Raw genomic sequence first — 22,669 nt, 5'->3', positions numbered from 1 at the left:
TGGACAGGGATATCAATGTGTTAGGTGAGGATTTTGTCGTTTTGCTTGTAGAACTCTAGGCCGAGCCACGGATGATCAGTGTTGACGGCAATACCACCTTCTCGTTGCTTTGATCAGGCTGCTTCATGCGAGTCAGTAAACGCTGCGCCGCCTGCTCACCAATGGCCTCGGCGGTGGATGACATGAACGTTAACGGCGGGTGGGTTAACTCCGCTTCGGGCACATCATCAAACCCCAGCAACGCCACTTGTTGGCCGATGTAATTATCGCGCCCCACACTACGGTTGGCACGTTCAACGCCGTACACCGCCCCCAGCGCTACTGCTGAACGGTGACACAAAATGGCGGTGATTTTCGGGTGTTGCACCAACAAGGACTGTACCGCTTCAGCAGCGGCTTTTTGTGTGCCTTCGCACTCAATCACCCACTCGTTTTTGAACGGTAAACCGTACTGAATCAGCGCGGTACAGTATCCGCCGATCCGTTCAGCGCGGGTGAGTGATTCCCCTTTGCCACCCACATAGGCGATATGACGATGGCCTTGTTCAATCAAATGCAACGCCGCTTGTTTGGCCGCTTGCATGTTGTCTGGCACCACAAAATCCACGTCGTCATTCACACTGGCGCGTGCCACACACACCATCGGCGTATTCGCATCGCGCAGCATACCAAGCACGGCCTGACTGGCACCACGCAGCGGGCTAAACGCCACCCCAGCCACGCCTTGCTGGATCATCGATTGCACACAATGTGCCAAGCGTTCTGGCGACTCACCATACTGGGCAAGAAAGAGCATATAGCCCTGCTTTTCCAGTACACGACTGAATCCGGCGGTAATTTCGGTATAAAACGGATCGGTAATGTCTTTGACCACCAAGCCAATCAATTTGGACTGGTGAGAACGCAAATTAGCCGCGGCTTCATTGCGTACATACCCCAAGGTTTTAATGGCGTCATTGACCTTGTTAATGGTCGCTTCGGAGATCCGCCCCTTGTTACCAAGCACTAACGAGACGGTAGACACAGACACACCGGCATACTCGGCCACATCGGTAATTTTAATTTTCTTCTGGCTCATGGGCGATGCGTATCAACTGTAGGTAAAAAGATAAGAGACCCACAGCATATTACAGGCAAGTAAAACGTTCTACCTCTCTTTTCACACTTTTACCCTGATCACACTTTGAATCACCCAAATCAACAGCGTTTCATTTCGTGATCTACCCATCGAAATCATTAGGTAAAACGTTTTATCCTATTTTTAGCGAAACAATAACGACGCTGAGCGCCAAAGTCTGAGAAAACCTCTCCCGTCCGCCTCAGCGTTTTTTTAACAAATTTTGATAAAACGTTTTATCTACTCTACTCACAACAATAATACGGATAGGGGTTATCCATATGTCTCAATCATCGAAGAAAAGTACCTTATGGGAGTTTTTCCAAAGCCTTGGGAAAACCTTCATGCTACCAGTTGCCCTGCTGGCTTTCTCCGGTATCCTGCTTGGGATCGGCAGTTCACTTTCCAGTAATGCGGTAAAAGAAAGCATGCCGTTCCTGGACGTCATGCCGCTTCAAATGCTGTTCATGTGGATGACCAAAATCGGTCTGGTGGCCTTCATCTATCTGCCGCTGATGTTTGCGGTAGCGATTCCGTTAGGTCTGGCCCGTGAAGAAAAAGGTGTAGCAGCCTTTGCCGGTTTTGTTGGTTATGCGGCACTTAACCTGTCTATTAACTTCTACCTGACCGTGGCAGGCGTGCTGGGCAATGCCGAGCAAGAAGCAGCGTACGGTGTGAAGTCGATTCTGGGTACGCAGTCTATCGATACCGGTATTCTGGGTGCAGTGATCGTGGGTATTATTGTGGCCAAGCTGCATGCTCGCTTCTACACCTACAAAATGCCTGACGCACTGGCCTTCTTCGGTGGCGCACGTTTTGTGCCTATCATCACCACGCTGGTACTGGGTCTGGTAGGTCTGGTTGTGCCGTTGATTTGGCCTTACTTTGCGGCTGCGATTAACGGTGTGGGTACGGGTATTTCTCACGCGGGTCCATTTGGTCCATTCCTGTTCGGTGCGGGTGAGCGTCTATTGCTGCCGTTCGGTCTGCACCACATTCTGGTTGCTCTGATCCGCTTCACTGAAGCAGGCGGTACGCTGGATGTCTGTGGTAACACCGTAAGCGGTGCACTCAACATTTTCTACGCTGAACTGTCTTGCTCTACCACCAACGGTTTCACCCCTTCTGCAACAGCGTTCTTGTCACAAGGTAAAATGCCTGCGTTCCTAGGCGGTCTACCGGGTGCGGCACTGGCAATGTACCACTGCTCACGCCCTGAAAACCGTGGCAAAGTGAAAGCCCTGCTGCTATCTGGCGTGGTAGCCTGTGTGGTCGGCGGTATCACTGAACCGCTAGAATTCCTGTTCCTGTTCGTGGCACCTGTACTGTACTTCATCCATGCAATCCTGACCGGCCTTGGCTTCATGGTGATGGGTCTGTTGGATGTGACTATCGGTAACACCGACGGCAACATCATCGACTTCTTCATCTTCGGTATTCTGCAAGGCACAGCCACCAAGTGGTACCTGGTACCGGTTGTGGCAGGTATCTGGTTCGCGGTGTACTACTTCGTGTTCCGCTTTGCTATCACACGCTTCAACCTGAAAACACCAGGCCGTGAAGTAGAAACGGCAGAGCAAATTGCAGCGGCTGTTACGGGTGAGAAAACCTCTGGCTACAAAGGCGACATCATTCTGGAAGCGCTGGGCGGTGCCGACAACATCCTTGCACTGGATAACTGCATCACCCGCCTGCGTATGTCCGTGAAAGACATGTCACTGGTCAACGATGCGGTACTGAAAGCCAACGGTGCTATCGGGGTCGTGAAGCTGGATGAGCACAACCTGCAAGTGGTCATTGGTCCACAGGTACATTTGGTGAAAAACGAAATCCAAAGCCTGTTGCCTGCTTAAATACCACACAAAATATAACGGGAAGCGATAGCTTCCCGTTTTGCTCCCTTCCTATCGCACTGGGCATTGACGCCAACGTCCAGTGCGATAGATGTTGGCAACACCGTACCCAATACGCGACCAACTCGCCGTTTTATGCCGATTCACGACCGCGATAAGAATATCATCGCTGAATCCGCACCATGTTTTACAGAGGTTGTTATGTTTGATTTTTCCACACCGGTTAACCGCTACGGCACCTACTGCACGCAGTGGGATTATGTGCAAGATCGCTTCGGGGAAGCCGATTTATTGCCGTTCACCATTTCCGATATGGATTTTGAAACCGCGCCCTGCATCCTTGAAGCCTTACAACAACGCTTAACTCACGGCGTTTTAGGCTACAGCCGCTGGAACCACGATGATTTTAAACACGCAATCACCGGCTGGTTTGCTAACCGCTACCGCACTGCGTTAAATCCAGAAACGTTGGTGTATGGCCCATCGGTCATTTACATGGTCGCGCAACTCGTGAACCAATGGACCGCTCCGGGGGAAGGCGTACTCATTCACACTCCGGCTTACGATGCCTTTGGCAATATGCTGGCCGCGAACCAGCGCGCGTTGCTGGCCAGCCCGCTGTTGAAAACGGCTGACGGCTATGCCATTGACTGGGCACAATTTGAAGCACAAGCGGCGCGACCTGACTGTAAAGTGCTATTGCTGTGCAGCCCACACAACCCGACGGGCCGTGTATGGCGAGAAGACGAACTGACACGCATGGCGCACATTTGTCATCAACACAGTGTGAAGGTAATTTCTGACGACATTCATATGGACATGGCGTTTAAAGCGTACATTCCCTGGTCGCAGGTGGCGATGGATCCCCATTGGGCCATCGTCAGCTCAGGCTCTAAGTCTTTCAACATTCCAGCGCTGACAGGCGCATATGCCATCATTGCCGATGACGCCGACCGTGCGGCCTACCTGACTCAGCTCAAAGCCGCGCATGGTTTGTCTTCCCCGTCCATCTTAGGGGTGATTGCCCATATCGCGGCTTACAACAACGGCGGTGAGTGGTTAGATGCTTTGAAAGAGTACCTGCATCAGAACCTGACCTTCGTGGCAGAACAATTAAATAGCCACTACCCAGAGATTGGCTATCAAGTCCCGGAAGGCACCTATTTGGCGTGGATTGATCTTAACCCACTCAACATCGATATGGATGCGCTGCAACAGGTGCTGATCAAAGACTATAAAGTAGCAATTATGCGTGGCGACACTTACGGCCCGGAAGGAAAAGGCTACGTACGCCTGAATGTGGGTTGCCCACGCAGCAAAGTCGAAGCCGGTGTAAATGCGTTGGTGGGCGCGATTAGGCAGCTGAAAGGTTAAGCAACACGTACCCCTCTCTTTCTATCACCCACAAAAAAACCGCCTAACCAGGCGGTCTTTAATTCATCGTACATTATCTATCAGATATCGTAATGATAAATAAATCATGGCAACTCATCATACATTTAATGACTTGTCATAATTCACTTTAAATCATCATTTGTCGTTTTTGGGTACTAAATCAACATCAATAAACTCGGTACCTACACCCTTTCTCAATGTCCCTGTATAGATATTATAACCAGGAGCATTAATCATCATCGTATCACCGGGTATAAACATCCCTGAAAGTGCATAATGACCAACAGCGTCAGTTAGTGTCGAAGTAGATGTTCGCATCACCGTAACAGTAGCAGATGAAATAGGTGTTGATGTATTTTTATCGCGAACTACACCAACAACTGATGAACAACCAGTTAAAGCCATCAACACTGCACTAGCAAAAACAATTTTTTTAAGCACTTTAAATAATCCATTAATTTTCAATGAATTTATTATCTATAAACATATCAATTTAACAAGTTTAATTATGCTTTTAAAGTATTAACGAGAGCCATCTGCAAAACCGTTAAACTCAACAATATCAGAGACTTATCTGTACAACCAATAATTATAACGAATATGACTAACATATATTAAATTTAAGATTTCAGTAAAGTCATTTAAAATCATATTATTCAATATAATAAAACCGCCTTACCAGACGGTTTTATTATGCATGAATCAATTAACTTTCAATTTTAATTGATTGTGCTTCATTACTTACTGCGCTTTTAACACATAGTTATCACGCTTTTCAAAGTACGCTTTTGCACGTTGAATTTCAGCTTCTGTCGGTGTGTATACCTGCCACAGATCACCGGCGTTTTTCTTATAGCGGATCTCGTTTTTCTCTAGGTCGAACTGGTAGTAAGGGAAGACTTCGCGCAGATTAAAAAACATAGCAGGAGCAAAAAAGAGAATATCTGCAGCAAGGTAACCACCATTAAATTTCAGTGGCATCACACCGTACATCGGTTCATGGCCGTCCGCTTCCAATTTAAAACGGTACTGACCAAAACTGGTGGTGGAATAGGTCTGCTCCGTCATCGCATCGATCGTCAACGGGGCTTTATCATTCACCTGAATAGAGACATCTTTTTGGGTGGCATCGAGGTTGGTAGAGGCCGAACAACCGGCAAGGAGGGTAAAAACAAGCGGCGCTATAACTTTTTTCACGATAAAACATCCTGTGAAAACAAAACGTTGATCATACGCGGCCTGCAAAATATTGCGAGTATTGCACTCTAAGATTGCATCATTACCAGCTATCACTTTTGTCTACATCTTCGCCCATCACCCTCGATAATGACACAAACTCACCTCTTCGACATATTTTGCGCATTATCTGAAATGCACGCCCCACCGCACTTCTGTATTATCTGCCGCGAGTTAAGATCTCCTTGAACTCGAATTGTCAGTAACTTAGAAAACTTGTTCTTGGGTTTCCTTCCTTAGAACCCAATTGTCCCTCACAGTCTATTTGCTCAGTTGCCGACTGGCGGGGGACTTTTTTTTGATAAAGGCTTTATTTTCTGGGAGTCATGATTCTTCACCATATTGCCCCAAATAATGCTAAAGATTAAATATCTATAGACGTACTCAATGGTATTGCTCATCGTTGTTGCTGGATCCATTTCACTACTATCGTCAATTGTCCACGATAGGGGACAATCTCACCTCTTCGACATATTTTTTGCATTATCTTAAATGCACATCTTACCGTGCATATGTATTATTTGCTGCAAGTTAAGGTCTCCTTGAACTCAAATTATCAGTCACTTAGAAAACTTGTTCTTGGGTTTCCTTTCTTAGACCAAATTATTCCTCGCCATCTATTTTCTCCGTTTCCGACTGGTGGAGGACTTTTTCAATAATTCTTTACACGACAAAAATTGATGAATATCAACATTAATCCATACTATCTACACTACATCATTTATATTCTATATCTAACATCTCCTACCAGACCATTTCTCAAGTAAAACGCTTAATTTATTAACATTCAACTTTTTATTTGAATCATGACTTTCACTAAGCAGCGTTAATAAATGTTTTAAAGATTCCTCAAAATCCAACCAATTATACGCATCAAGCATTCTTAACAGATAAGTAATATCAATATTAACGATACCAACTAGAGAAATAATTTTATCAATTAATGGCTTTATCTCTGCTCTCGCTGTTAATGACAAATTACCACCTACTTTACCATTTTGATTAAACTCCCTCTCTGCATATCTAGCATAATATTTAAAGCAAGAATACAAAATCTCCTCAAATATATCATCCTTTTGTGAGTTCAACCTATTTGGTGAAATTACACAATCTAAATAAAACCCATTATCAATATAAAACAAGAAGTAATCGATTCCATTTTTCACTCCCCAAGCAGATAAAATCTTTGATGCTTCAATCGATTTAAGAATACTTGTTTCATGTTTATCAAATGAAACTAAATCAATAAGCTCACTAACTTTACTTGGTAAAATATCCTCATCAGCACAATATAAAACATCCTCCATGTCATCAATGTAATTACCATTCCGGTCATAATGACAATAAAGAATACTGTATACCGAATCCCCTAAAATATTTTTAACCCCGCTCACTCAACCACCTTTATATACTTTTTATGCACACAACCTTTTATTAAGCACTCATTATCTCTTATTGCATGCTCTAAATCCACCTCAGCTCGTATAAGTTTGTCTAAATTATTAGGACTAGGGTGTAAATCATACATTTTCTGCGCTTTTATTATTTTACTTTTCAATTCACTCTGAACTATCTCTGGCGGTATAATTTCAACATCATTAACTTTACCAGCATCTATATCATCTTGGAGCTTTCGAGTGTCAATTAATATTTCATTTTTACCATAATACTTTGCTTGAACACCATCTGAAATAGCAATTGTTGATGTATACTGACTGTCACTCTTTTTTGGCTCTGAACCACGAATATGCTGTTGAATTGTAATGTCGCCTAAAGGATTGGCTGGCCTTAAATAGTCTCCTTTAATATGAGATTTCCTATGTCCTTTATAATTTAGCTCAGACTCAAAATAATCATCATAGCGCACTACACTTTCAGGAGTAATTTTTGATATTTTTACCTTATCTAGAGCTTTATCTGCAATTTTCCCAGGGATAAGTGATGCAGCTAATGCCGCCCCACCAGCTAATGAAGGATTGGTGATAAAGTCCTGTGCTGCTTCTGCAATGTCTATTGCACTCTCTACCCCCATTGATACAGGATCAATATTTACTGGAGTAATACCTTGTGACGCAGGATTAGCAATCGCCTCCGCCAAATCGAAACTCGGCACCTCAACCATTTTTTCTTGCGATACTGAGACTTGCCTACCTACTTGAGGAAGGCTTTTTGTTTTTCTTTCAGGTGGTGCCGCCATCACGGCCTGCGTTTGAGGTGCAGGAGTGGCGGCAGAAATGTTAACTCGACTTCCCTGGGGGGGAGGGGGGATAAAATTATCAACAAGATAAACAAGTAACTCACCCTGCATCATCCTGTCGCTTAATTCTTCGAGCATTGCCTGTTTAGGAATATGGTGCTGAAGTGGCTTATAACACAGACGGTGGTACAACATGGGGAGGTCAAAAGGATATCCCCAGCGAGTACTGTGACTTTGAAGCAAATGCTTAGCCCAATATTTGTTTTGGTACTGCATTAACGGGGATTGATCGTCAATATGTATTCTTCGATTGCGGGGAGTGATGAGGTAGCAGCGACCTAACCCATCAATAATTCGCATCCGATAGAATTTAGCTTCAGCAATGGGATCGCCAAAAAGTGCCAACGTTACTCCTCGCCAATAAGGTGATTGTGATATTGGCGCTAATTTATCGTCATGAGATAAACCTGTTAGCAGTTGTTTAGGGTTTCTGGATATACCTATGAATAAAAATAGCAATCTAATATCAGCATCATCTAAAAAACCAATTCAGATCGCATTTCTTGATGGTGTAAATAAGCAAAAAAAACCGCCCTTGCGGGCGGCTTTGTGTCGATGTCATGGCATCGTTTTATTGTCTGACTTTCTTTTCTTACCAAGCACAATGCATGATCAACACTGACGGTGAGCAGTCACTCCCTGACCGCTCCTCGCGGTTTCTTACGCGTTGACTTCACGGTCTGCTGCGTCGGCCGCTTCTTGCTCTAGGCGGGCACGCATCAGTTCATTGAACTGCTTACGGGCGTCCTGCGCTTGTTCCGATGCTTGTAGCTTATGGGCTTTTGCAGCCATCGCTTCATCGGTTAAACGTTGGATTTCATCCAGTTGTTCCTGTGGCGCATCGCCCAGTTCCATCCCGGATTCGCCTTTCGCAAGGGCGTCTGCGCGAATTGCTTTCTTCAATGCCCAAATGGCGTTGAGTTTTTCGCGCTCTTCCTCCGCAGCGGCAACGGCTTCGTCTTTCAGACGCTCAAATTGTGCCATTGCCATCCCTTCTTTTGACCAAGGGTCAACATCGGGGAATTCTTCAATATTGATCACCGGATCCACATACCCTTCCTGATGAGACAGGTCGAGGGTGGCAGCTTTCACGCCGGAAATCATCAGCATCACGGCAATCACCAACAGCGGCAAACCACCGACAATCGCAGCCGTCTGCAAGGTCGCCAAGCCGCCCATAAACATCAGAATCGATGGCATCAGTGACAAGGTGAAGGCCCAGAACAAACGGTTCCAACGCAGTGGATCTTCCGTCACGTTGTTTTGCACCACAGACGCCAAGATGAAAGAAATGGAGTCAAATGTGGTCGCCGTAAAGATGATACACAGAATAGTGAACACCGCGATCACCATGGTGCTCATCGGTAACTGTTCCAAAATCATGAAAATCGCACGGGTTGGGCCTTCGTTGTTCAGAATACTGACCACATCTAACTGGCCAGATAACTGTAAAGACAGACCAAAGTTACCCAAAATCATGAAGTACAGCGCACAGCCCATTGAGCCGAAGAAGATAGAGCCCGACACCATTTGCTTAATGGTACGGCCGCGAGAAATACGCGCCACAAACAGGCCCATGCTCGGTGCGAACACTAACCACCACGCCCAGTAGAAGATGGTCCAGTCTTGCGGGAAATGCGTGTCTTCAAAGGTGCCGTAGCCGCCAAATGGCTCTGCCCAGGTTGCCATCACGAAGAAGTTTGACAACATGCGACCCACAGAATCTAAGCCGGTTTCCAGCATAAACAAGGTTGGACCGGCAATAAGGACGAACGCCAGCAAGCCCAATGCGCCCCAGAAGTTGATGTTACTGAGCACCTTGATCCCTTCATCCATCCCTTTATAGGAGGAGTAGGCAAACAGCGCGGTACACAGCAGCAACACACCGATTTGTGAGGTAGTTGTGGATGGGACATCAAACAGGTAGCTGATCCCTTCGTTGATCAACGGTGCCGCTAAGCCCAGCGTGGTTGCCGCACCGCCAAGCAAACCGAAGATGAATAACACGTCGATCACTTTGCCCCACTTACCGTGGCTGCGCGCTTCGCCGATCACCGGCATCAATGCGGCAGACACTTTCAGTACCGGCTGCTTACGCACATAAAAGAAGTAGGCAATCGGGATTGCAGGGATCAGGTAAATCGCCCAGGCAATCGGACCCCAGTGGAAGATCCCGTAAGTCGCGGCCCAACGCACCGCTTCTTCACTGCCCGGCGCCAACTGGAACGGTGGACTCTGGTAGTAGTACGCCCATTCGATGGTACCCCAGTACAGGATACTGGCCCCGATGCCGCCACAAAACAGCATGGCCGCCCAGGAAGCGGTTTTAAATTCCGGCTTTTCATCCGCATCACCCAGTTTGATCTGGCCGATATCGGAGAAAATGATGTACACCATAAAGAAAAACGCAGCGATACCCAGCGCAAGATAGAGGAAACCGAGCTTGTCGGTCATGAAGGTTTTGGCCACCGCGATCCATTTCGCCCCCTGTTCTGGGAACAGAATCAAGGGAATAATCACGGAAAAAAGTAGACCGAGCGCCCCGAAAAAGGTCGGCTTATCGATCAACTCGAAGTGTTTTTTTAGCAACATGCTAACTCCTTAAGCTACAATTCGCTTCCAATGCGTAAACGAATAATCACGCAAATTAACAATTTCTCAAAACAAATGTTCAAATGGTAACCATAAGGAAAGTTGATTATCTAAACTGTTTCTCAATCAGCATTATATAATGCTTGTGTTGAACTGCTCGGCTGTTATGATGGCGCAGCAAACCCTTAATCAGTAGAGGCGCGCTGCCTATCAGTAACCGTGCGGAGGATGATCCCGATGATGCCGGAGAAAGGAGTCAGCGCCGAAGTCACTTGAGCCGTCATGCTCAGTGGCTGGGTCTGTGTCGAATAGGCACAGAACTGCCATAGTATTATGTCCTATGGAGCGCTACCTGAAGGGGTAACAAGTCTTTTGTCATTCCTTCAGACGTCTTCGTTACACCTCTTTTTGGTAGATCTCCACCTTATTGCAGTAGGTGTAGAGATTATGAACCTCGTAAATTTTTCAGACTCTTTAATGTCTGTGGTACCGCCACTTCTGGCGGTCATTCTGGCAGTCACGACCCGTCGCGTGCTGCTGTCTCTTGGTGCAGGTATTGTTGCTGGCGCCTTGATGCTTAACCAATTTTCCCCGCTAGAAACCGCGCATTACCTGTTTAATAAAGTCCTTCACCTCGTGTGGGCAAATGGCGCACTGAACAGTGAAAACGCCAACATGATCATCTTCATGCTGCTATTGGGCGCCCTGATCAGTCTGATGAGCGTCTCCGGTGCCACCCAAGCCTTTGCCGATTGGGCAGCGGTACGTTGTAAAGATCGCCGCAGCGCCAAATCCCTGACCGGTCTGATGGTATTCATCTTCTTTATCGACGACTTTTTCCACAGCCTGTCAGTGGGTGCGATTTGTCGCCCGGTGACTGACCGTTTCCAAATCTCACGTGCAAAACTGGCGTACCTGCTGGATTCCACGGCAGCACCGGTATGTGTGTTGATGCCAATCTCGTCATGGGGTGCTTACATCATCGCCCTGATCGGCGGCATCATGGCGGCGCACCACGTGACGGATCAGAGCCCGATTTCGGCGTTCGTAGAAATGATCCCAATGAACCTGTACGCCGTGTTCACCTTGGTGATGGTACTGTGTGTGATCGCCTTCCAGCTGGACATCGGCCCGATGCGTAAGCATGAAGAATGGGCACTGGAAGGCAAATTGTGGGATGAATCTCGCGGCCGTCCAGCGGGTCTGGATATCGAAACGCCTGAAAACAGCAACGGCGGTATGATCGATATGGTTCTGCCAATCCTGACGCTGACACTGGCGACGGTGTACTTCATGATCGAATCCGGTGCAGCAGTGCTGACTGAGAAAGGCCTACCGTTTAGCGTGATCGGTTCCTTTGAGAACACCAACGTGGGTTCATCACTGGTTTACGGTGCGATTTGTAGCCTGGTGGTGTCTATCGCATTGGCACTGCGTTTGAAGCTAAGTGCAAAAACGTGGATGCAAGCGGCGCCTCAAGGTATCAGTGCAATGATGCCAGCGATTGTGATCCTGTTCTTCGCATGGACTATCGGCTCTGTTGTGCGTGACATGAAAACCGGTATGTACCTGGCGTCGATGGCGAACGGTAACATCCCAGTACAGATGCTCCCTGCGGTTGTGTTTGTCCTGTCTTGTGCAATGGCGTTTGCGACCGGCACCAGCTGGGGTACGTTCGGTATCATGCTGCCATTGGCGGGTGATATTGCGGCGGCAAGTGACATTCAGATGCTACTGCCTATGCTAGCGGCTGTACTGGCGGGTGCGGTATTTGGTGACCACAGCTCACCGATTTCAAGTACCAGTATTTTGTCGGCGACCGGCGCAGGCTGTCACCACATGGACCACGTCCTGACACAGCTGCCTTACGCGACCTCTGTGGCATTCGGTGCCCTACTGGGTTACGTGGCGATCGGTTACACCCATTCAGCGTGGATTGGTGTGGCAGTGAGCGGCGCATGGTTTGTACTGTTCTGCTTGTATGCAATGCGTAAAAACCAGCCCATTATGGAAATGGCCAAAGCCCAGTGATGCATAGCCACTTGCTTTAGACATAAAAACACATCAAGCGCCTCAGGGCGCTTGATGTGTATCTGGAGCAAAGAAATGATTCTTTCTTCTTTCTTCTTTCTTCTTTCTTCACCACGACAATCGTTCTCTTCGAATGCAATATCAATTGTCATTATATTGATATTGGTCTCTCTCACTGTAAAAGTACCCGCGAAATAATTTGCCAAGACAATATTATTTAAGCTCAAATCACAATGCCCTCATTTGAAATCATGCGACTTTATCACTAGGATAAGCCCTCCTCACTCAGGCTATTTATTCCCGTCTGTGTGAGCACTCTTGATATTTTGACTACCTTTATTTTTCATTATTCCGAAATGCGCATTTCAAATTACGATAAAACCATTAAAGACAAATATCACCCAATATTACTTCAACATTTATATTATTGGAGGATCAATGCCACAAGGTCTAATGTTGACAGACTTAGCAATTGCGGGGGCATTATTATTAATTGCCAAAGTTCTACGTGTTAATATTCCGCTATTACAGCGCCTTTACCTTCCCTCTGCCGTTTTAGCCGGTTTATTAGGACTACTGTTTGGTCCAGCTATACTCAATGTACTGCCTTGGACACAAACCTTTTCACACAATGCCAGTTTGCTGACGGCAGCCTTGTTTTCTGCGCTGGGTTTAGCCACCGATCTTCCCTCGCCTAAAATTGTTGCCCAACGTGCAGGCTCTCTCTGGGCGTTTAACCAGATTGCTTCGGTATCTCAGTGGCTGTTTGCCGCACTGTTTGGTCTGGGCCTGACAACCTGGATTTGGCCGACACTCAACCCGGCATTTGGGATCACCCTGTCATCCGGCTTTATGGGAGGGCATGGCTCAGCCGCTGTTGTGGGAAATATTCTGGACGATCTCGGTTGGGAAGATGGTTTTACGCTGGGCCTGACGTTTGCCACCGTCGGTATTTTCCTTTCCATTTCTATTGGTATGTTACTGCTGCAGCTGGGCGTTAAGATGGGGTGGATTCACACGTTTACCGCATTTTCAAATATGGACAGTTATCAACGCAAAGGGCTGATAAAACCTGACCATCAAAAAGCAGTGATGAAAGATACCATGTCATCCCTCTCGGTCGACTCCTTTGCCATTCATGCCGCCTTAGTGGTACTGGTAACAGCCTGCTCTTACTTGTCATCCGATTACTTGTCATCGTTTTTTGACAGCGTACAAATCCCAACGTTTGTTACCGGTTTTCTTGCGGGCATGTTGTTACGCTTGATCGCCAAACGCACGCATGCCAACCAATACTTATGTGATAACGCATTCAATCATGCCGCCGGGATCAGTACCGACTACTTAATTATTTTCGGGATCTCCGCCATCAAAATTACCGTTGTGGCGCACTACCTGTTACCGATGACGGTGATGGCTGCCGGAGGGGTCGCCTTCACTCTCTGGCTGATCTTGTGGGTTGCCCCCCGCATTCTGGGCGAAGGCTGGTTTGAGAAAGGCCTGTTTTCATGGGGCTGGCTGACGGGAACTGTCGCGATGGGCATCGCCCTACTGCGCATTGTGGATCCTGAAATGAAAGGCACAACACTGGATGACTATGCCATCGCCTATGTACCCGGTTCGATCACCGATATCTTCATTATTTCGCTGATGCCCATTGCGATGTATAACGGCTATCACTGGGAAGCACTCGGTATTGGTCTCGCTTACATTCTGGCGGTGCTCTGTGTCTGGCGTTTCATGCTGCCTCGTGCCGCCTGCGCCCATTAACCGCTCTTATTCGCATCTATCCTTACATTGACATCAAGCGCCTCAGGGCGCTTGATGTGTATCTGAAGCAAGGAAAATGAAAAGGGGCAAGGCTGGTATTAACGACGCCCCATGATGCGAAGAATACGCACGAACAAGTTGATGATGTCCATATACAATGCCGCAGCACTGTCGACAGCATTGTCTAAGGTTTTCGGGATCTGATTTGCGCGTCCCCAGTCATACCCGATGTACCCACAAAATATCACCACTATCGCCCAATCTGTCCATGCCTGGCGGATCCCCAACACAAACATCTGAAACAATTCCACCAGCAACACAATCAGCAACGAAATACATAACGTGCCGATAATACGTTGGAAAAACTGCGGAAAAAGCGTCCCTAATACCATCATGCAGCCCGTCACGAACCCTGTGACTTTTATAGCATCAAGCACCAAGGTCGGATCATATTGAGACACCACAATATTGATAATCAGGCCAAACGGCACCACGACAAAGTTGTAACCAATGAAGCTCACGATCGGGTCATCAGAGGAGCGGAACAAATACACGCCAAAGAAACAACTCGCAAAATAGCCGATGAAAAAAGCCCACGGCGATATCGCAATGATGTTTTCCACTGGTATCCATAACACCATCAACCAGTTCACCAGAAAGCCCCAACACAAAACACTGCCAATGGTGAAGTTATACAAACGATCACTGATCACCGGATCGTTGGTTTCGGTTCTGTCAAAGACATTTGACTCTATCATCGCGTGTGTTCTCCTTTACAATACGCAAGATGTGTCGAAATGTTACCACTGTGAGTTGTATGATTTTCAATCAGCCCTGCGTTCTCATGGCTACATTTTGGATTTGGGAGGCAGAGCGCAATACAGTGAAGATCCTCGCAAGTCCATCTGGAAAATGGAAATCTTCTACATATCCCTCTCTTATTATCGCACTCAGCAAGTACAATCCCCTCAATCATAAAACCATGACTTTCCGATCATGAAAAAGGACAGACTTATGAATCTTCACGAACAGTGTTATTACGTCAAACTTGATGGGAAAACTGTCGCAACGGTATCGCATGTGCGCTCTGAAACCCCATGGATGAGTGGTAAAGTCGCATTCGTTGATTCTGCACTCTTTGATAAGCTCATCGCCGTTACCGCCATGGCAGGCTTTGACTTAGATGTTGATGCACTGGATGTAGATGAAACCGAAGAGGAGAGATTATGGGCAGTAAAAATACATGAGCTTGCGCTCACTTGGGATGATCTGAAACTGCCGTACAATGGGCGCTGGACGATGTCGGACAATGACCATGGTGAATACCCGATTTACTCCCCACTTTTTCATGCATCAGGATGGATTGGCGTCAATGATAGACGTTCACTCTATAGCACCTATAGGTGACAATTACAGGTTATCGCGTCAAACAAAGAAAAAGCCGCACAAAACAGTGCGGCAAAATCAGAACCTGCACGATCAAGCTAACCACTCAACGACTAACTGTCTCTGCTCTCAATTTTATCAGCGGGGATATCAACGATTGAATCCACCACTCGAGAGAGTTCGACGGTCTCTAAAATTGAACGTTCAAAATGCTCATCAGCTGTACGAACCCACTCGACAAACTTCCGTGAAGCCATTGATTGTTCAATTTCATAATGAAATTCAATACTGATATAATAATCACCTTTTAATGGAAGATTATAAAAACGAGAACACTTATGGGTCAAATCAAGATTCCCCTCTTTATATTTTGCAAAAGTATTCGTTCTAATTTTAACTTCTTCACACTTTATTGGTGGAAATGCACGGAGAAATCGTCCTAATAAAAATTCTTGTTTCTCTCTTATATCCTCTTGGGACTCTGGATTCTCACCCCAGCACCGTATTGCGAAATCATGAGCTTCATTCATTATATCCGTATGTCTTCCCCTATGGGTTTTGTTACAGACAACAGGGTCATGATAATACTCAAAATAATTTTTCTCCAAATAGCTCGTTAATGAACTAATACACTCCACATCAATACTTGCCTTTTTCAAGTTCAAATAAACAAATACATGACCGGGACTATTTAATGGACGAATTGGGACAATGATTTTTGTTTGAAAACAGTACTGTATATATCCTAACTTTAGAGCTGTTTCATGGCGATAAATTTTATCCAACCATTGAATATCATTAGTTTTAACTTGATTATGATAATTAACACCATTATTAATATTATGAGGGTAACTTAATGTTAATAAGTGTTCATCAATCTGATATATATAGTTGTGTATTGATGAAAAATCAGGCTTCCCCCTAAATCCATCTTTTACTGTCTTAAATAGCCCCATACTTTACCTCTCAACAGCGATTAGTATTATTTAACTTTTTAATCAACAAATCAACGTCGTTTACTCTTTTCAACGCCTTATGATGCCCCGAATTGATTAACTGCAATCTATACAACTCCAGGCCAAAATAAGGCAGTGTATGTGGACTAATGGTCATATCATCATCATTAATAACTAGGCCAAACGCTTTCATACACTTCATTAAAGAACTGTTACTGTTTTTCATTTCAAAACCACACACATTAGGTACCGCATCAAACGGATTGATACGTGTTTTATGATTATTGATACGAAGACCAACTTTTTTCGCGATACGATCTAGTTTAGCAACACCGGTTCCTCCTGCATGAACAACCAATTCTTGATTAGGCAACTTTAACCCTGGGTTTATCCCCTCAAGATATGTTAATGCTGAAGCAAAAATGATCGCGCCTTGACTGTGCACTGTCCATTTCACCTTCTGACCATTTTGAGCGCATTGTTTCATTACAGCAGCTAAATGTTTTGCATTATGTGACGTTTTCCATGTTTTATCAAAACCACATTCTATTATATCTAACTTCCATTCATCAGTCGGATTATGAAATAAAGTATATTCTCTTGGATTATCTTCATTATAAGCAACCTGCGTATGAATACCCATTAGCCCTGCCGCTTTATTATAATCATTCAACATCCCATTAACGGTAACATGAATAGTTCTGACATTTGATGTTTGCTGTGCTTTTGACGCATTCCACTCCTCCATCAGAGCCTTTACCTCTTGATTATTTTGAGTGCCATTATACTTGCCTGTAGCACCATCTTCTTTCTTCACATGATACATTTGAGTGCGTTGATGCGAATTATTTGCAATATCACGACCATGTAAACGTTCATCAAATGCAATATCATGGATTACTACCTCTCCATCCTTTAACTTGATAGTCAGAAGATAATGATAATTTTTAAATGGATAGCGTGAACGATATATTCTAATCAACGGAAATCTCTTGTGCCTCACTACAGATCGAGAGTGAGGATTTGCTGATACGTAATACATCTCTTTAATAACTTGCATCTGATCATACTCATTCATAGAAGCAAGCATAGCTAAGGCTTGGCGGGACATATTGATTTTTTTACTACTAAATAATGAAGGGCTAATATACCCCGGAAGAAAACTATCCAAACCTTTTACCGTTTTATTATTTACAGCAAATCCATCAAAAGCATCAGCCCGACCTGCAAATTTCCACGTCATTATTAACAACCTCATAAAATAAAATGATACTAAGTTTACTAAACAACAAGTCACTTTTCATACTGGTTAAATTTATTTTTAGATTCACACCTAAATTCATTGCAAATCAGTGTAATGAATTTTATGGAAACATATGATACATCTAAGTAAATACTATCTTTCAAACTAACCTATTGCAGGGTTACTGTTATTAATTTGTAAATTTACAAGCAATCCCTTTTACACATACAATGTAACTTATCTAAACGCTACGACTAACTTTATTGATCACCGAATCCCCCACTCGAGAGAGTTCGATGGTCTCGAGAATTAAACGTTCAAAATGCTCATCAGCAGTACGTACCCACTCGACAAACTTCCGTGAAGCCATTGATTGTTCAATCTCATAATGAAATTCAATACTAATAAAGTAATCATCAATTAATTGAAAATTATAAAATCGAGAGCATCTATTTAACAGGTAAATATTTCCCTCTTTATATTTCGAAAATACATGATTTCCAACACCCACCTCTGCACATTTAATAGGAGGATAAGCACGGAGAAAACTATCCAATAAGAAATCTTGTTTTTACTTTATTTTCTCAGATGACTCAGGATTACCCCCCAGCACCTATTTGCAAAGTCATGAGCTTTATTCATTAATTTCGTATGCATTCCACGCATTGAGTCATCACTTACGATAGGATCATGGAAATATTCAAAGTAGTTTTTCTCCAAAAAGCATGATAGTGATTCAGTATAATCTAAACATAAATTGGATTTTTTAAGTTTAACCCTTAGAAAAACTTTACCTGGACTATTTATAGGTAACAATGGATTAACAATCTTAGTGTTGAAATAATATTCAACATACCCCATCTTTAATGCGACTTCATGATGATCAATATTTGACAAACAATCAAAGTCATCCAGTTTAATTGTTTTATGATAATCAGAACTACTAGTTACATTATGAGGAACACTGAAAGTTAACAAATGGTCATCAATTTGATATGTTTTCCCATGTAATGATGAAAAGTCAGGCTTTCCCCTAAAGCCATCTTTTATATTTTTAAATAACCCCATTACATCCTCTTTTTAATAAGGTTACATATACCTACTTAATGAAGGCTGTAGTCTGTACCTTCCAAGGTATACGCAATTATTGAAGTTTCATCTTATCATCGTCACTGTTCAACGTCTGATTTCAAGATTTTGGATCGTCTTTGGGTTTTATGTTTTTTGAATCTAACAAAACGTAGAGAGGGATAGCAAAAGAAAGGAAACAGCGCCGCCGAGTGGCACGATGACCAGATGAGGCCCATTGAACCTCATCGTTTACTTATAGGCTTACAAAAACTTCTCAATCAGGATTTCGTCAATATAACGATCGCCGATTTTGCCATGCTTCTTAGCGGTACCCACCACTTCAAAGCCTTGGCGCAAGTACACGGCCAGCGCGCGTTCATTATCGGCACGCACATACGCAAACAGTTTCTCGTAGCCCTTTTGCTTGGCAACTTCAATCGTTGCCGCAAACAACTGTTTACCCACGCCTTGACCACGGCTGTCAGCATCCACAAACGTACCGATGATACCGACATGATCGAACGCTTTGGTGTACGACGCAAACGGCTCGACGTTTTGGAAACCCAGTACTTTTCCTGCTTCATTGGTGGCAACCTGAAACACACCGCGCTCAGGAAAATCTTGAATAAAGGCCGCTTCTTCCTCTGCCGTAAACGTGCAGTCCAAAATCGTGTATAACCCTTCCGTGATAATCGGGTTAAGCACATCAGTGATCCCTTGTGCATCCTGAACCGTGACTTCTCTGACAATCACACTCATGCTCTACTCTCTTATTATTGTATGACTTATGGTTTGGCGCGCATTGTAGTGACGTTGATCCGCTATAGATAGTTATTCTTACGTAAAAAAAGAGGAAGGCCTATCTTGACCTCCCTCCTCTCATTGATGCCATACGATCTCGTCTCTGTACCGAGCGCTTCTCGCTTCATCAAAACGCTTTTTGTTGTGCCAGATACTGTGCCATGGCGCGGATTTCTTCGTCACTAAACGGTTGCATGGCCACTTCCATCGGGACATACAATCCGTTTTTACGGCGCTTGGCTTTGTAATCAATCATCTGGTTATACAGGTAGATTTCTGACTGGCCGCCGATTTTCGGGTACATTGGGATCACCGGTCCATTGCCGGCTTCGCCGTGGCACTGAATACATCCACCGCGTCCCGGATTTTTATACAATTGCTCACCGGTTTCACTCGCCGATACCGATGCAGAGGCAACAGACAGTCCGCCTAACAGCCACAGGCTAATGGCGACACTAATGTGCTTATATCGCATAAATCGTCCCATGATTTTTCCTCTCATTTTTGTTCATTCCGTGTAATGGTTTGTGCGCGGTTTACGCCAAGGCACGTCAACCACGCCGTCAGCACCTGTGGATCAGTATGCAAATACCCATCCGCACGATACTGTGGCAGGCCGTTCACCGTCACGACAGTCGCTGGCAGCCCCTTAAATCCCAACTGCCGCACCGCATTAAAGTCTTCAATAAACTCACTGCCCAGCGAAGTGGCCGCCAGTTTTTCTAAGGTGGCCGTTATCGCAGGTAAGTGATTGCCCACATGCACGGCACCCACACTGGCCGGGGCTTGCGAACTGACGAGCGTTTCTTGCATCTTGGCCAGCATCGGCAACTCTTTACGACACGGCGGGCACCATACCGCCCAATAGTTAATCAGTGTCACCGGTGTCGTGAATACTGACTGATGCGATGCGGGTAACGCCTTTTGCAGCGGCTGGATCCAGATCTGCGGATCATCAATGGCAACAAAAGGGGCGGGTACGGCACACTGTGAACCCGCTTGGTCAGCCAATGCCGGTGACGCGCCAGTCGCACTGAGTAGCAACAAACCGACACGCCATCTCGCTCCCCCACTCTGTCGTCTCACGGGATTTCCCTCGCGATATGGGCCGCCATTTTCTCTGGCCCGTCACCATAACCGTATACGTCAATCAGCTCACGGTCCGGGCCATACAAGTACATATAGGTAGAGTGGAATACCTCATAGAGTGCCGGCAGTGGTGGGTAGACCGGCTTGCCGTCACGGGAATAGCCATAGGTGCTTTTCAGGGCTTTGGCGACCGCTTTAGTTTGTGCGTCAGTGCCCACTAACCCCACCAGATTGGGATGGAAATAAGACACATACTGCGCCAGATTAGAGGCCGTATCGCGGTGCGGATCTATCGAGATAAACAGCGGCACTACGTGCTTGGCTTTTTCACCTAAACGGTTCATCACCCCAGCCATGTCCATCGCCGTGGTCGGGCAGATCTCCGGACAGGAGGTATAGCCGATGGCAATGAACAGGTATTTATCCGGCCATTGCTTTTCCGTCACCTCCCCGAGCGAGGCTTCATGCAAGGTGAATTGCAGCGGCGCGGCATGCGCTGACGATACCGCTCCCATCAGGGTTATCACAGTGGTCATCACGCCCCCTGCCATTCCCATTATCATCCCCATTACACGGCTCTTACGCCCTCGGCTTTGGGTTTCCTTGTCTGTGTGTCGCATCATCATTCTCCTTCTTCACTCTTCACTCTTCACGGGCTGCTTACTATGACTTAATGACAGATGGTGTTAGTCAGGCCCATCGCGATCAGGTTCGGCGCTTTCAAGCCGGTCTCTAGCGCAGGCAGCAGGCGCTCTTTTCGCAGATCCACCACCAACAACTGACTCTGGCCACCTTGTGTCGCAAACAGTGTTTTGGAGTCTGCGACCACCACCACATCCCCCAACGGTGCCGATAGCGGGAAGTGCTTAGCGGCCTCTTTGCTGGTCAGATTAAAGATGTTGAGGCCACTGCGGGTCGCCACCACACCAATACTTTCCAGCCAGCCGGTACGAATTTCGGTGGTGGTATCTTTAAAGTCGATGCTTTTCACGGTTTGCCCGGTCCAGGTGTTCACCACCAGCCCCTGCCCGTTTTTCGCCGCGAGGATCATGTGCTCACTGTCAGAGCTCACATACGGACGCCACGGCGTCGACTGCAACGGAATACGGGCAAACTCTTGCTCCATGAACAGATCCCACACACTGACGTTGTTGTTGACCAAGTCCCCCACCATCACCAAACGGGCATCCGGCGAAAGCGTAACTTCCGAGACGTTGCCGCCACTGCCCAGTTGGATCTCAGTGATGGCCGCATCGTGTACCCGCCAGATCTTGGTTTTGCCGCTGGTTTGATCGGTGATGTAGAGGTTGTAGCCGCCTGTATCAAAGTTCAGGCTGTAGGGCATGGAAAGGTTGGGAATGGTTTCAAGATAGGTGTTGGTCAGCGGCGCCAGCATCACCAGTTTATTATCCAGTGCCACCGCCACGCGGGCACCATCTGGCGCCACCGCCAATGAACGCGGAATGCTTTCAACGGCCATAGCCCAATGCGTCTTCTTCACCAAATCGTACACATAGACTTGCGGGGTTTTGCCGTCGATGTACAGCAGCATGTCCTGCACATCCGAGACTTCCATCATGGTCGGAATGGCTTTCATGGTCAGGGTATCAACATGCTTGTGGTAGAAGGTATCCACCACCGCGACCTGAGCAGAGGTTTTATCGGTAATAAACGCCCAGCGGGCACCGTCATCATAACGGCCGGGCTCATCGGCCTGACAGACACTGATCAGCAACTGGGTACACAATAGGGCACCCGTCAGCAATGAATGAAAAGCGGGCCGTTTGACGCGAGAGGTAACGGCGGAAAATGTGCGTGCCGCCGTATTGAAAAACACAGATGTTAATACAGTCATAAGATCTCCTGTGCCCC

20 protein-coding genes and 1 riboswitch are annotated in these 22,669 nt (G+C 46.0%); of the genes, 5 read left to right on the top strand and 15 right to left on the bottom strand.

The annotated features are described in order from the left end of the window. Positions 1-55: 55 nt before the first annotated feature. Positions 56-1,078 carry a Mal regulon transcriptional regulator MalI gene (malI, locus tag ABT58_RS03870; protein ID WP_047873047.1) on the bottom strand — a complete coding sequence of 341 codons (1,023 nt, stop codon included), beginning with the start codon at positions 1,076-1,078 and terminating at the stop codon, positions 56-58. Positions 1,079-1,398: 320 nt separating this feature from the next. Here malI and malX point away from each other — a divergent pair, with 320 nt between their 5' ends. Continuing rightward, complete coding sequence (malX, locus tag ABT58_RS03865) at positions 1,399-2,970, top strand: maltose/glucose-specific PTS transporter subunit IIBC (protein ID WP_047873046.1); 1,572 nt, start codon at positions 1,399-1,401, stop codon at positions 2,968-2,970. Between the two features lie 201 nt (positions 2,971-3,171). Further along, positions 3,172-4,344 (top strand): MalY/PatB family protein, encoded by a 1,173-nt coding sequence (locus ABT58_RS03860; RefSeq protein WP_047873045.1) that lies wholly within the window; start codon positions 3,172-3,174, stop codon positions 4,342-4,344. Between the two features lie 156 nt (positions 4,345-4,500). Here ABT58_RS03860 and ABT58_RS23660 read toward each other — a convergent pair whose 3' ends face one another. From ABT58_RS23660 to ABT58_RS03840, 5 genes are all read right to left on the bottom strand, one after another. Continuing rightward, entirely contained in the window at positions 4,501-4,806 is a 306-nt protein-coding gene (locus ABT58_RS23660) for a carboxypeptidase regulatory-like domain-containing protein (RefSeq protein ID WP_082210939.1), read from the bottom strand. A 300-nt stretch (positions 4,807-5,106) separates the two neighbouring features. Further along, complete coding sequence (locus tag ABT58_RS03855) at positions 5,107-5,562, bottom strand: hypothetical protein (protein WP_047873083.1); 456 nt, start codon at positions 5,560-5,562, stop codon at positions 5,107-5,109. Between the two features lie 773 nt (positions 5,563-6,335). Then, positions 6,336-6,995 (bottom strand): hypothetical protein, encoded by a 660-nt coding sequence (locus tag ABT58_RS03850; RefSeq protein ID WP_047873044.1) that lies wholly within the window; start codon positions 6,993-6,995, stop codon positions 6,336-6,338. Next, the gene (locus tag ABT58_RS24295) at positions 6,992-8,317 is read right to left on the bottom strand and encodes a hypothetical protein (RefSeq protein WP_205625307.1); all 1,326 of its coding nucleotides are present in this window, start codon (positions 8,315-8,317) and stop codon (positions 6,992-6,994) included. Before ABT58_RS24295 ends, ABT58_RS03850 begins: the two co-directional genes overlap by 4 nt. Before the next feature lie 201 nt (positions 8,318-8,518). Further along, on the bottom strand, positions 8,519-10,450 hold the full coding sequence (locus ABT58_RS03840) for a BCCT family transporter (RefSeq protein WP_047873043.1): 1,932 nt from the start codon (positions 10,448-10,450) through the stop codon (positions 8,519-8,521). A gap of 185 nt (positions 10,451-10,635) precedes the next feature. Further along, positions 10,636-10,809, top strand: a riboswitch (Lysine riboswitch). Positions 10,810-10,897: 88 nt separating this feature from the next. Between ABT58_RS03840 and ABT58_RS03835 the strand changes: the two genes are divergently transcribed. Together ABT58_RS03835 and ABT58_RS03830 are read left to right on the top strand one after the other, a co-directional pair. Beyond that, positions 10,898-12,481, top strand: a complete 1,584-nt coding sequence (locus ABT58_RS03835) for a Na+/H+ antiporter NhaC family protein (RefSeq protein ID WP_047873042.1) — start codon at positions 10,898-10,900, stop codon at positions 12,479-12,481. Positions 12,482-12,919: 438 nt separating this feature from the next. Continuing rightward, complete coding sequence (locus ABT58_RS03830; RefSeq protein WP_047873041.1) at positions 12,920-14,251, top strand: sodium/glutamate symporter; 1,332 nt, start codon at positions 12,920-12,922, stop codon at positions 14,249-14,251. 98 nt (positions 14,252-14,349) lie between these two features. Here the strand turns inward: ABT58_RS03830 and ABT58_RS03825 are convergent, their stop codons facing one another. Next, complete coding sequence (locus tag ABT58_RS03825) at positions 14,350-15,009, bottom strand: Bax inhibitor-1 family protein (protein WP_047873040.1); 660 nt, start codon at positions 15,007-15,009, stop codon at positions 14,350-14,352. A 256-nt stretch (positions 15,010-15,265) separates the two neighbouring features. Between ABT58_RS03825 and ABT58_RS03820 the strand changes: the two genes are divergently transcribed. Beyond that, positions 15,266-15,658, top strand: coding sequence for a hypothetical protein (locus ABT58_RS03820; RefSeq protein WP_047873039.1), 393 nt, complete (start codon positions 15,266-15,268; stop codon positions 15,656-15,658). 92 nt (positions 15,659-15,750) lie between these two features. Here ABT58_RS03820 and ABT58_RS03815 read toward each other — a convergent pair whose 3' ends face one another. The 8 genes from ABT58_RS03815 to ABT58_RS03780 form a co-directional block, all read right to left on the bottom strand. Next, on the bottom strand, positions 15,751-16,593 hold the full coding sequence (locus tag ABT58_RS03815) for a hypothetical protein (protein WP_047873038.1): 843 nt from the start codon (positions 16,591-16,593) through the stop codon (positions 15,751-15,753). A 10-nt stretch (positions 16,594-16,603) separates the two neighbouring features. After that, positions 16,604-17,836 (bottom strand): hypothetical protein, encoded by a 1,233-nt coding sequence (locus tag ABT58_RS03810; RefSeq protein WP_047873037.1) that lies wholly within the window; start codon positions 17,834-17,836, stop codon positions 16,604-16,606. Between the two features lie 576 nt (positions 17,837-18,412). Then, the gene (locus ABT58_RS23370; protein WP_053062950.1) at positions 18,413-18,904 is read right to left on the bottom strand and encodes a hypothetical protein; all 492 of its coding nucleotides are present in this window, start codon (positions 18,902-18,904) and stop codon (positions 18,413-18,415) included. A gap of 264 nt (positions 18,905-19,168) precedes the next feature. Next, positions 19,169-19,666 carry a GNAT family N-acetyltransferase gene (locus ABT58_RS03800; RefSeq protein ID WP_047873036.1) on the bottom strand — a complete coding sequence of 166 codons (498 nt, stop codon included), beginning with the start codon at positions 19,664-19,666 and terminating at the stop codon, positions 19,169-19,171. A 169-nt stretch (positions 19,667-19,835) separates the two neighbouring features. Continuing rightward, on the bottom strand, positions 19,836-20,195 hold the full coding sequence (locus ABT58_RS03795; protein WP_229821755.1) for a c-type cytochrome: 360 nt from the start codon (positions 20,193-20,195) through the stop codon (positions 19,836-19,838). An 11-nt stretch (positions 20,196-20,206) separates the two neighbouring features. Next, on the bottom strand, positions 20,207-20,794 hold the full coding sequence (locus ABT58_RS03790; RefSeq protein ID WP_146147231.1) for a TlpA family protein disulfide reductase: 588 nt from the start codon (positions 20,792-20,794) through the stop codon (positions 20,207-20,209). Continuing rightward, positions 20,791-21,420, bottom strand: coding sequence for an SCO family protein (locus ABT58_RS03785; RefSeq protein WP_229821754.1), 630 nt, complete (start codon positions 21,418-21,420; stop codon positions 20,791-20,793). The genes ABT58_RS03790 and ABT58_RS03785 overlap by 4 nt, the downstream gene beginning before the upstream one ends. A 47-nt stretch (positions 21,421-21,467) precedes the next feature. Then, a complete protein-coding gene (locus ABT58_RS03780) occupies positions 21,468-22,652 on the bottom strand; it encodes a YncE family protein (protein WP_229821753.1) in 1,185 nt (394 codons plus the stop codon). Between the last annotated feature and the right edge of the window lie 17 nt (positions 22,653-22,669).

The sequence above is a fragment of the Photobacterium aphoticum genome (assembly GCF_001029435.1).
Lineage (GTDB): Bacteria > Pseudomonadota > Gammaproteobacteria > Enterobacterales > Vibrionaceae > Photobacterium > Photobacterium aphoticum.
The sequence above is the reverse complement of the archived record's forward strand: the minus strand, read 5'-3'. Positions and strand labels throughout refer to the sequence as shown.

Bases quoted from the DNA above. Each gene is read 5' to 3' on its own strand.
- malX (WP_047873046.1), top strand. From the start codon at position 1,399: ATGTCTCAATCATCGAAGAAAAGTACCTTATGGGAGTTTTTCCAAAGC.
- ABT58_RS23370 (WP_053062950.1), bottom strand. From the start codon at position 18,904: ATGGGGTTATTTAAAAATATAAAAGATGGCTTTAGGGGAAAGCCTGAC.
- ABT58_RS03840 (WP_047873043.1), bottom strand. From the start codon at position 10,450: ATGTTGCTAAAAAAACACTTCGAGTTGATCGATAAGCCGACCTTTTTC.
- ABT58_RS03820 (WP_047873039.1), top strand. From the start codon at position 15,266: ATGAATCTTCACGAACAGTGTTATTACGTCAAACTTGATGGGAAAACT.
- ABT58_RS03830 (WP_047873041.1), top strand. From the start codon at position 12,920: ATGCCACAAGGTCTAATGTTGACAGACTTAGCAATTGCGGGGGCATTA.
- ABT58_RS03785 (WP_229821754.1), bottom strand. From the start codon at position 21,420: ATGATGCGACACACAGACAAGGAAACCCAAAGCCGAGGGCGTAAGAGC.
- ABT58_RS03815 (WP_047873038.1), bottom strand. From the start codon at position 16,593: ATGGGGCTATTTAAGACAGTAAAAGATGGATTTAGGGGGAAGCCTGAT.
- ABT58_RS03780 (WP_229821753.1), bottom strand. From the start codon at position 22,652: ATGACTGTATTAACATCTGTGTTTTTCAATACGGCGGCACGCACATTT.
- ABT58_RS03835 (WP_047873042.1), top strand. From the start codon at position 10,898: ATGAACCTCGTAAATTTTTCAGACTCTTTAATGTCTGTGGTACCGCCA.
- ABT58_RS03825 (WP_047873040.1), bottom strand. From the start codon at position 15,009: ATGATAGAGTCAAATGTCTTTGACAGAACCGAAACCAACGATCCGGTG.
- ABT58_RS03800 (WP_047873036.1), bottom strand. From the start codon at position 19,666: ATGAGTGTGATTGTCAGAGAAGTCACGGTTCAGGATGCACAAGGGATC.
- ABT58_RS03810 (WP_047873037.1), bottom strand. From the start codon at position 17,836: ATGACGTGGAAATTTGCAGGTCGGGCTGATGCTTTTGATGGATTTGCT.
- ABT58_RS03795 (WP_229821755.1), bottom strand. From the start codon at position 20,195: ATGGGACGATTTATGCGATATAAGCACATTAGTGTCGCCATTAGCCTG.
- ABT58_RS03860 (WP_047873045.1), top strand. From the start codon at position 3,172: ATGTTTGATTTTTCCACACCGGTTAACCGCTACGGCACCTACTGCACG.
- malI (WP_047873047.1), bottom strand. From the start codon at position 1,078: ATGAGCCAGAAGAAAATTAAAATTACCGATGTGGCCGAGTATGCCGGT.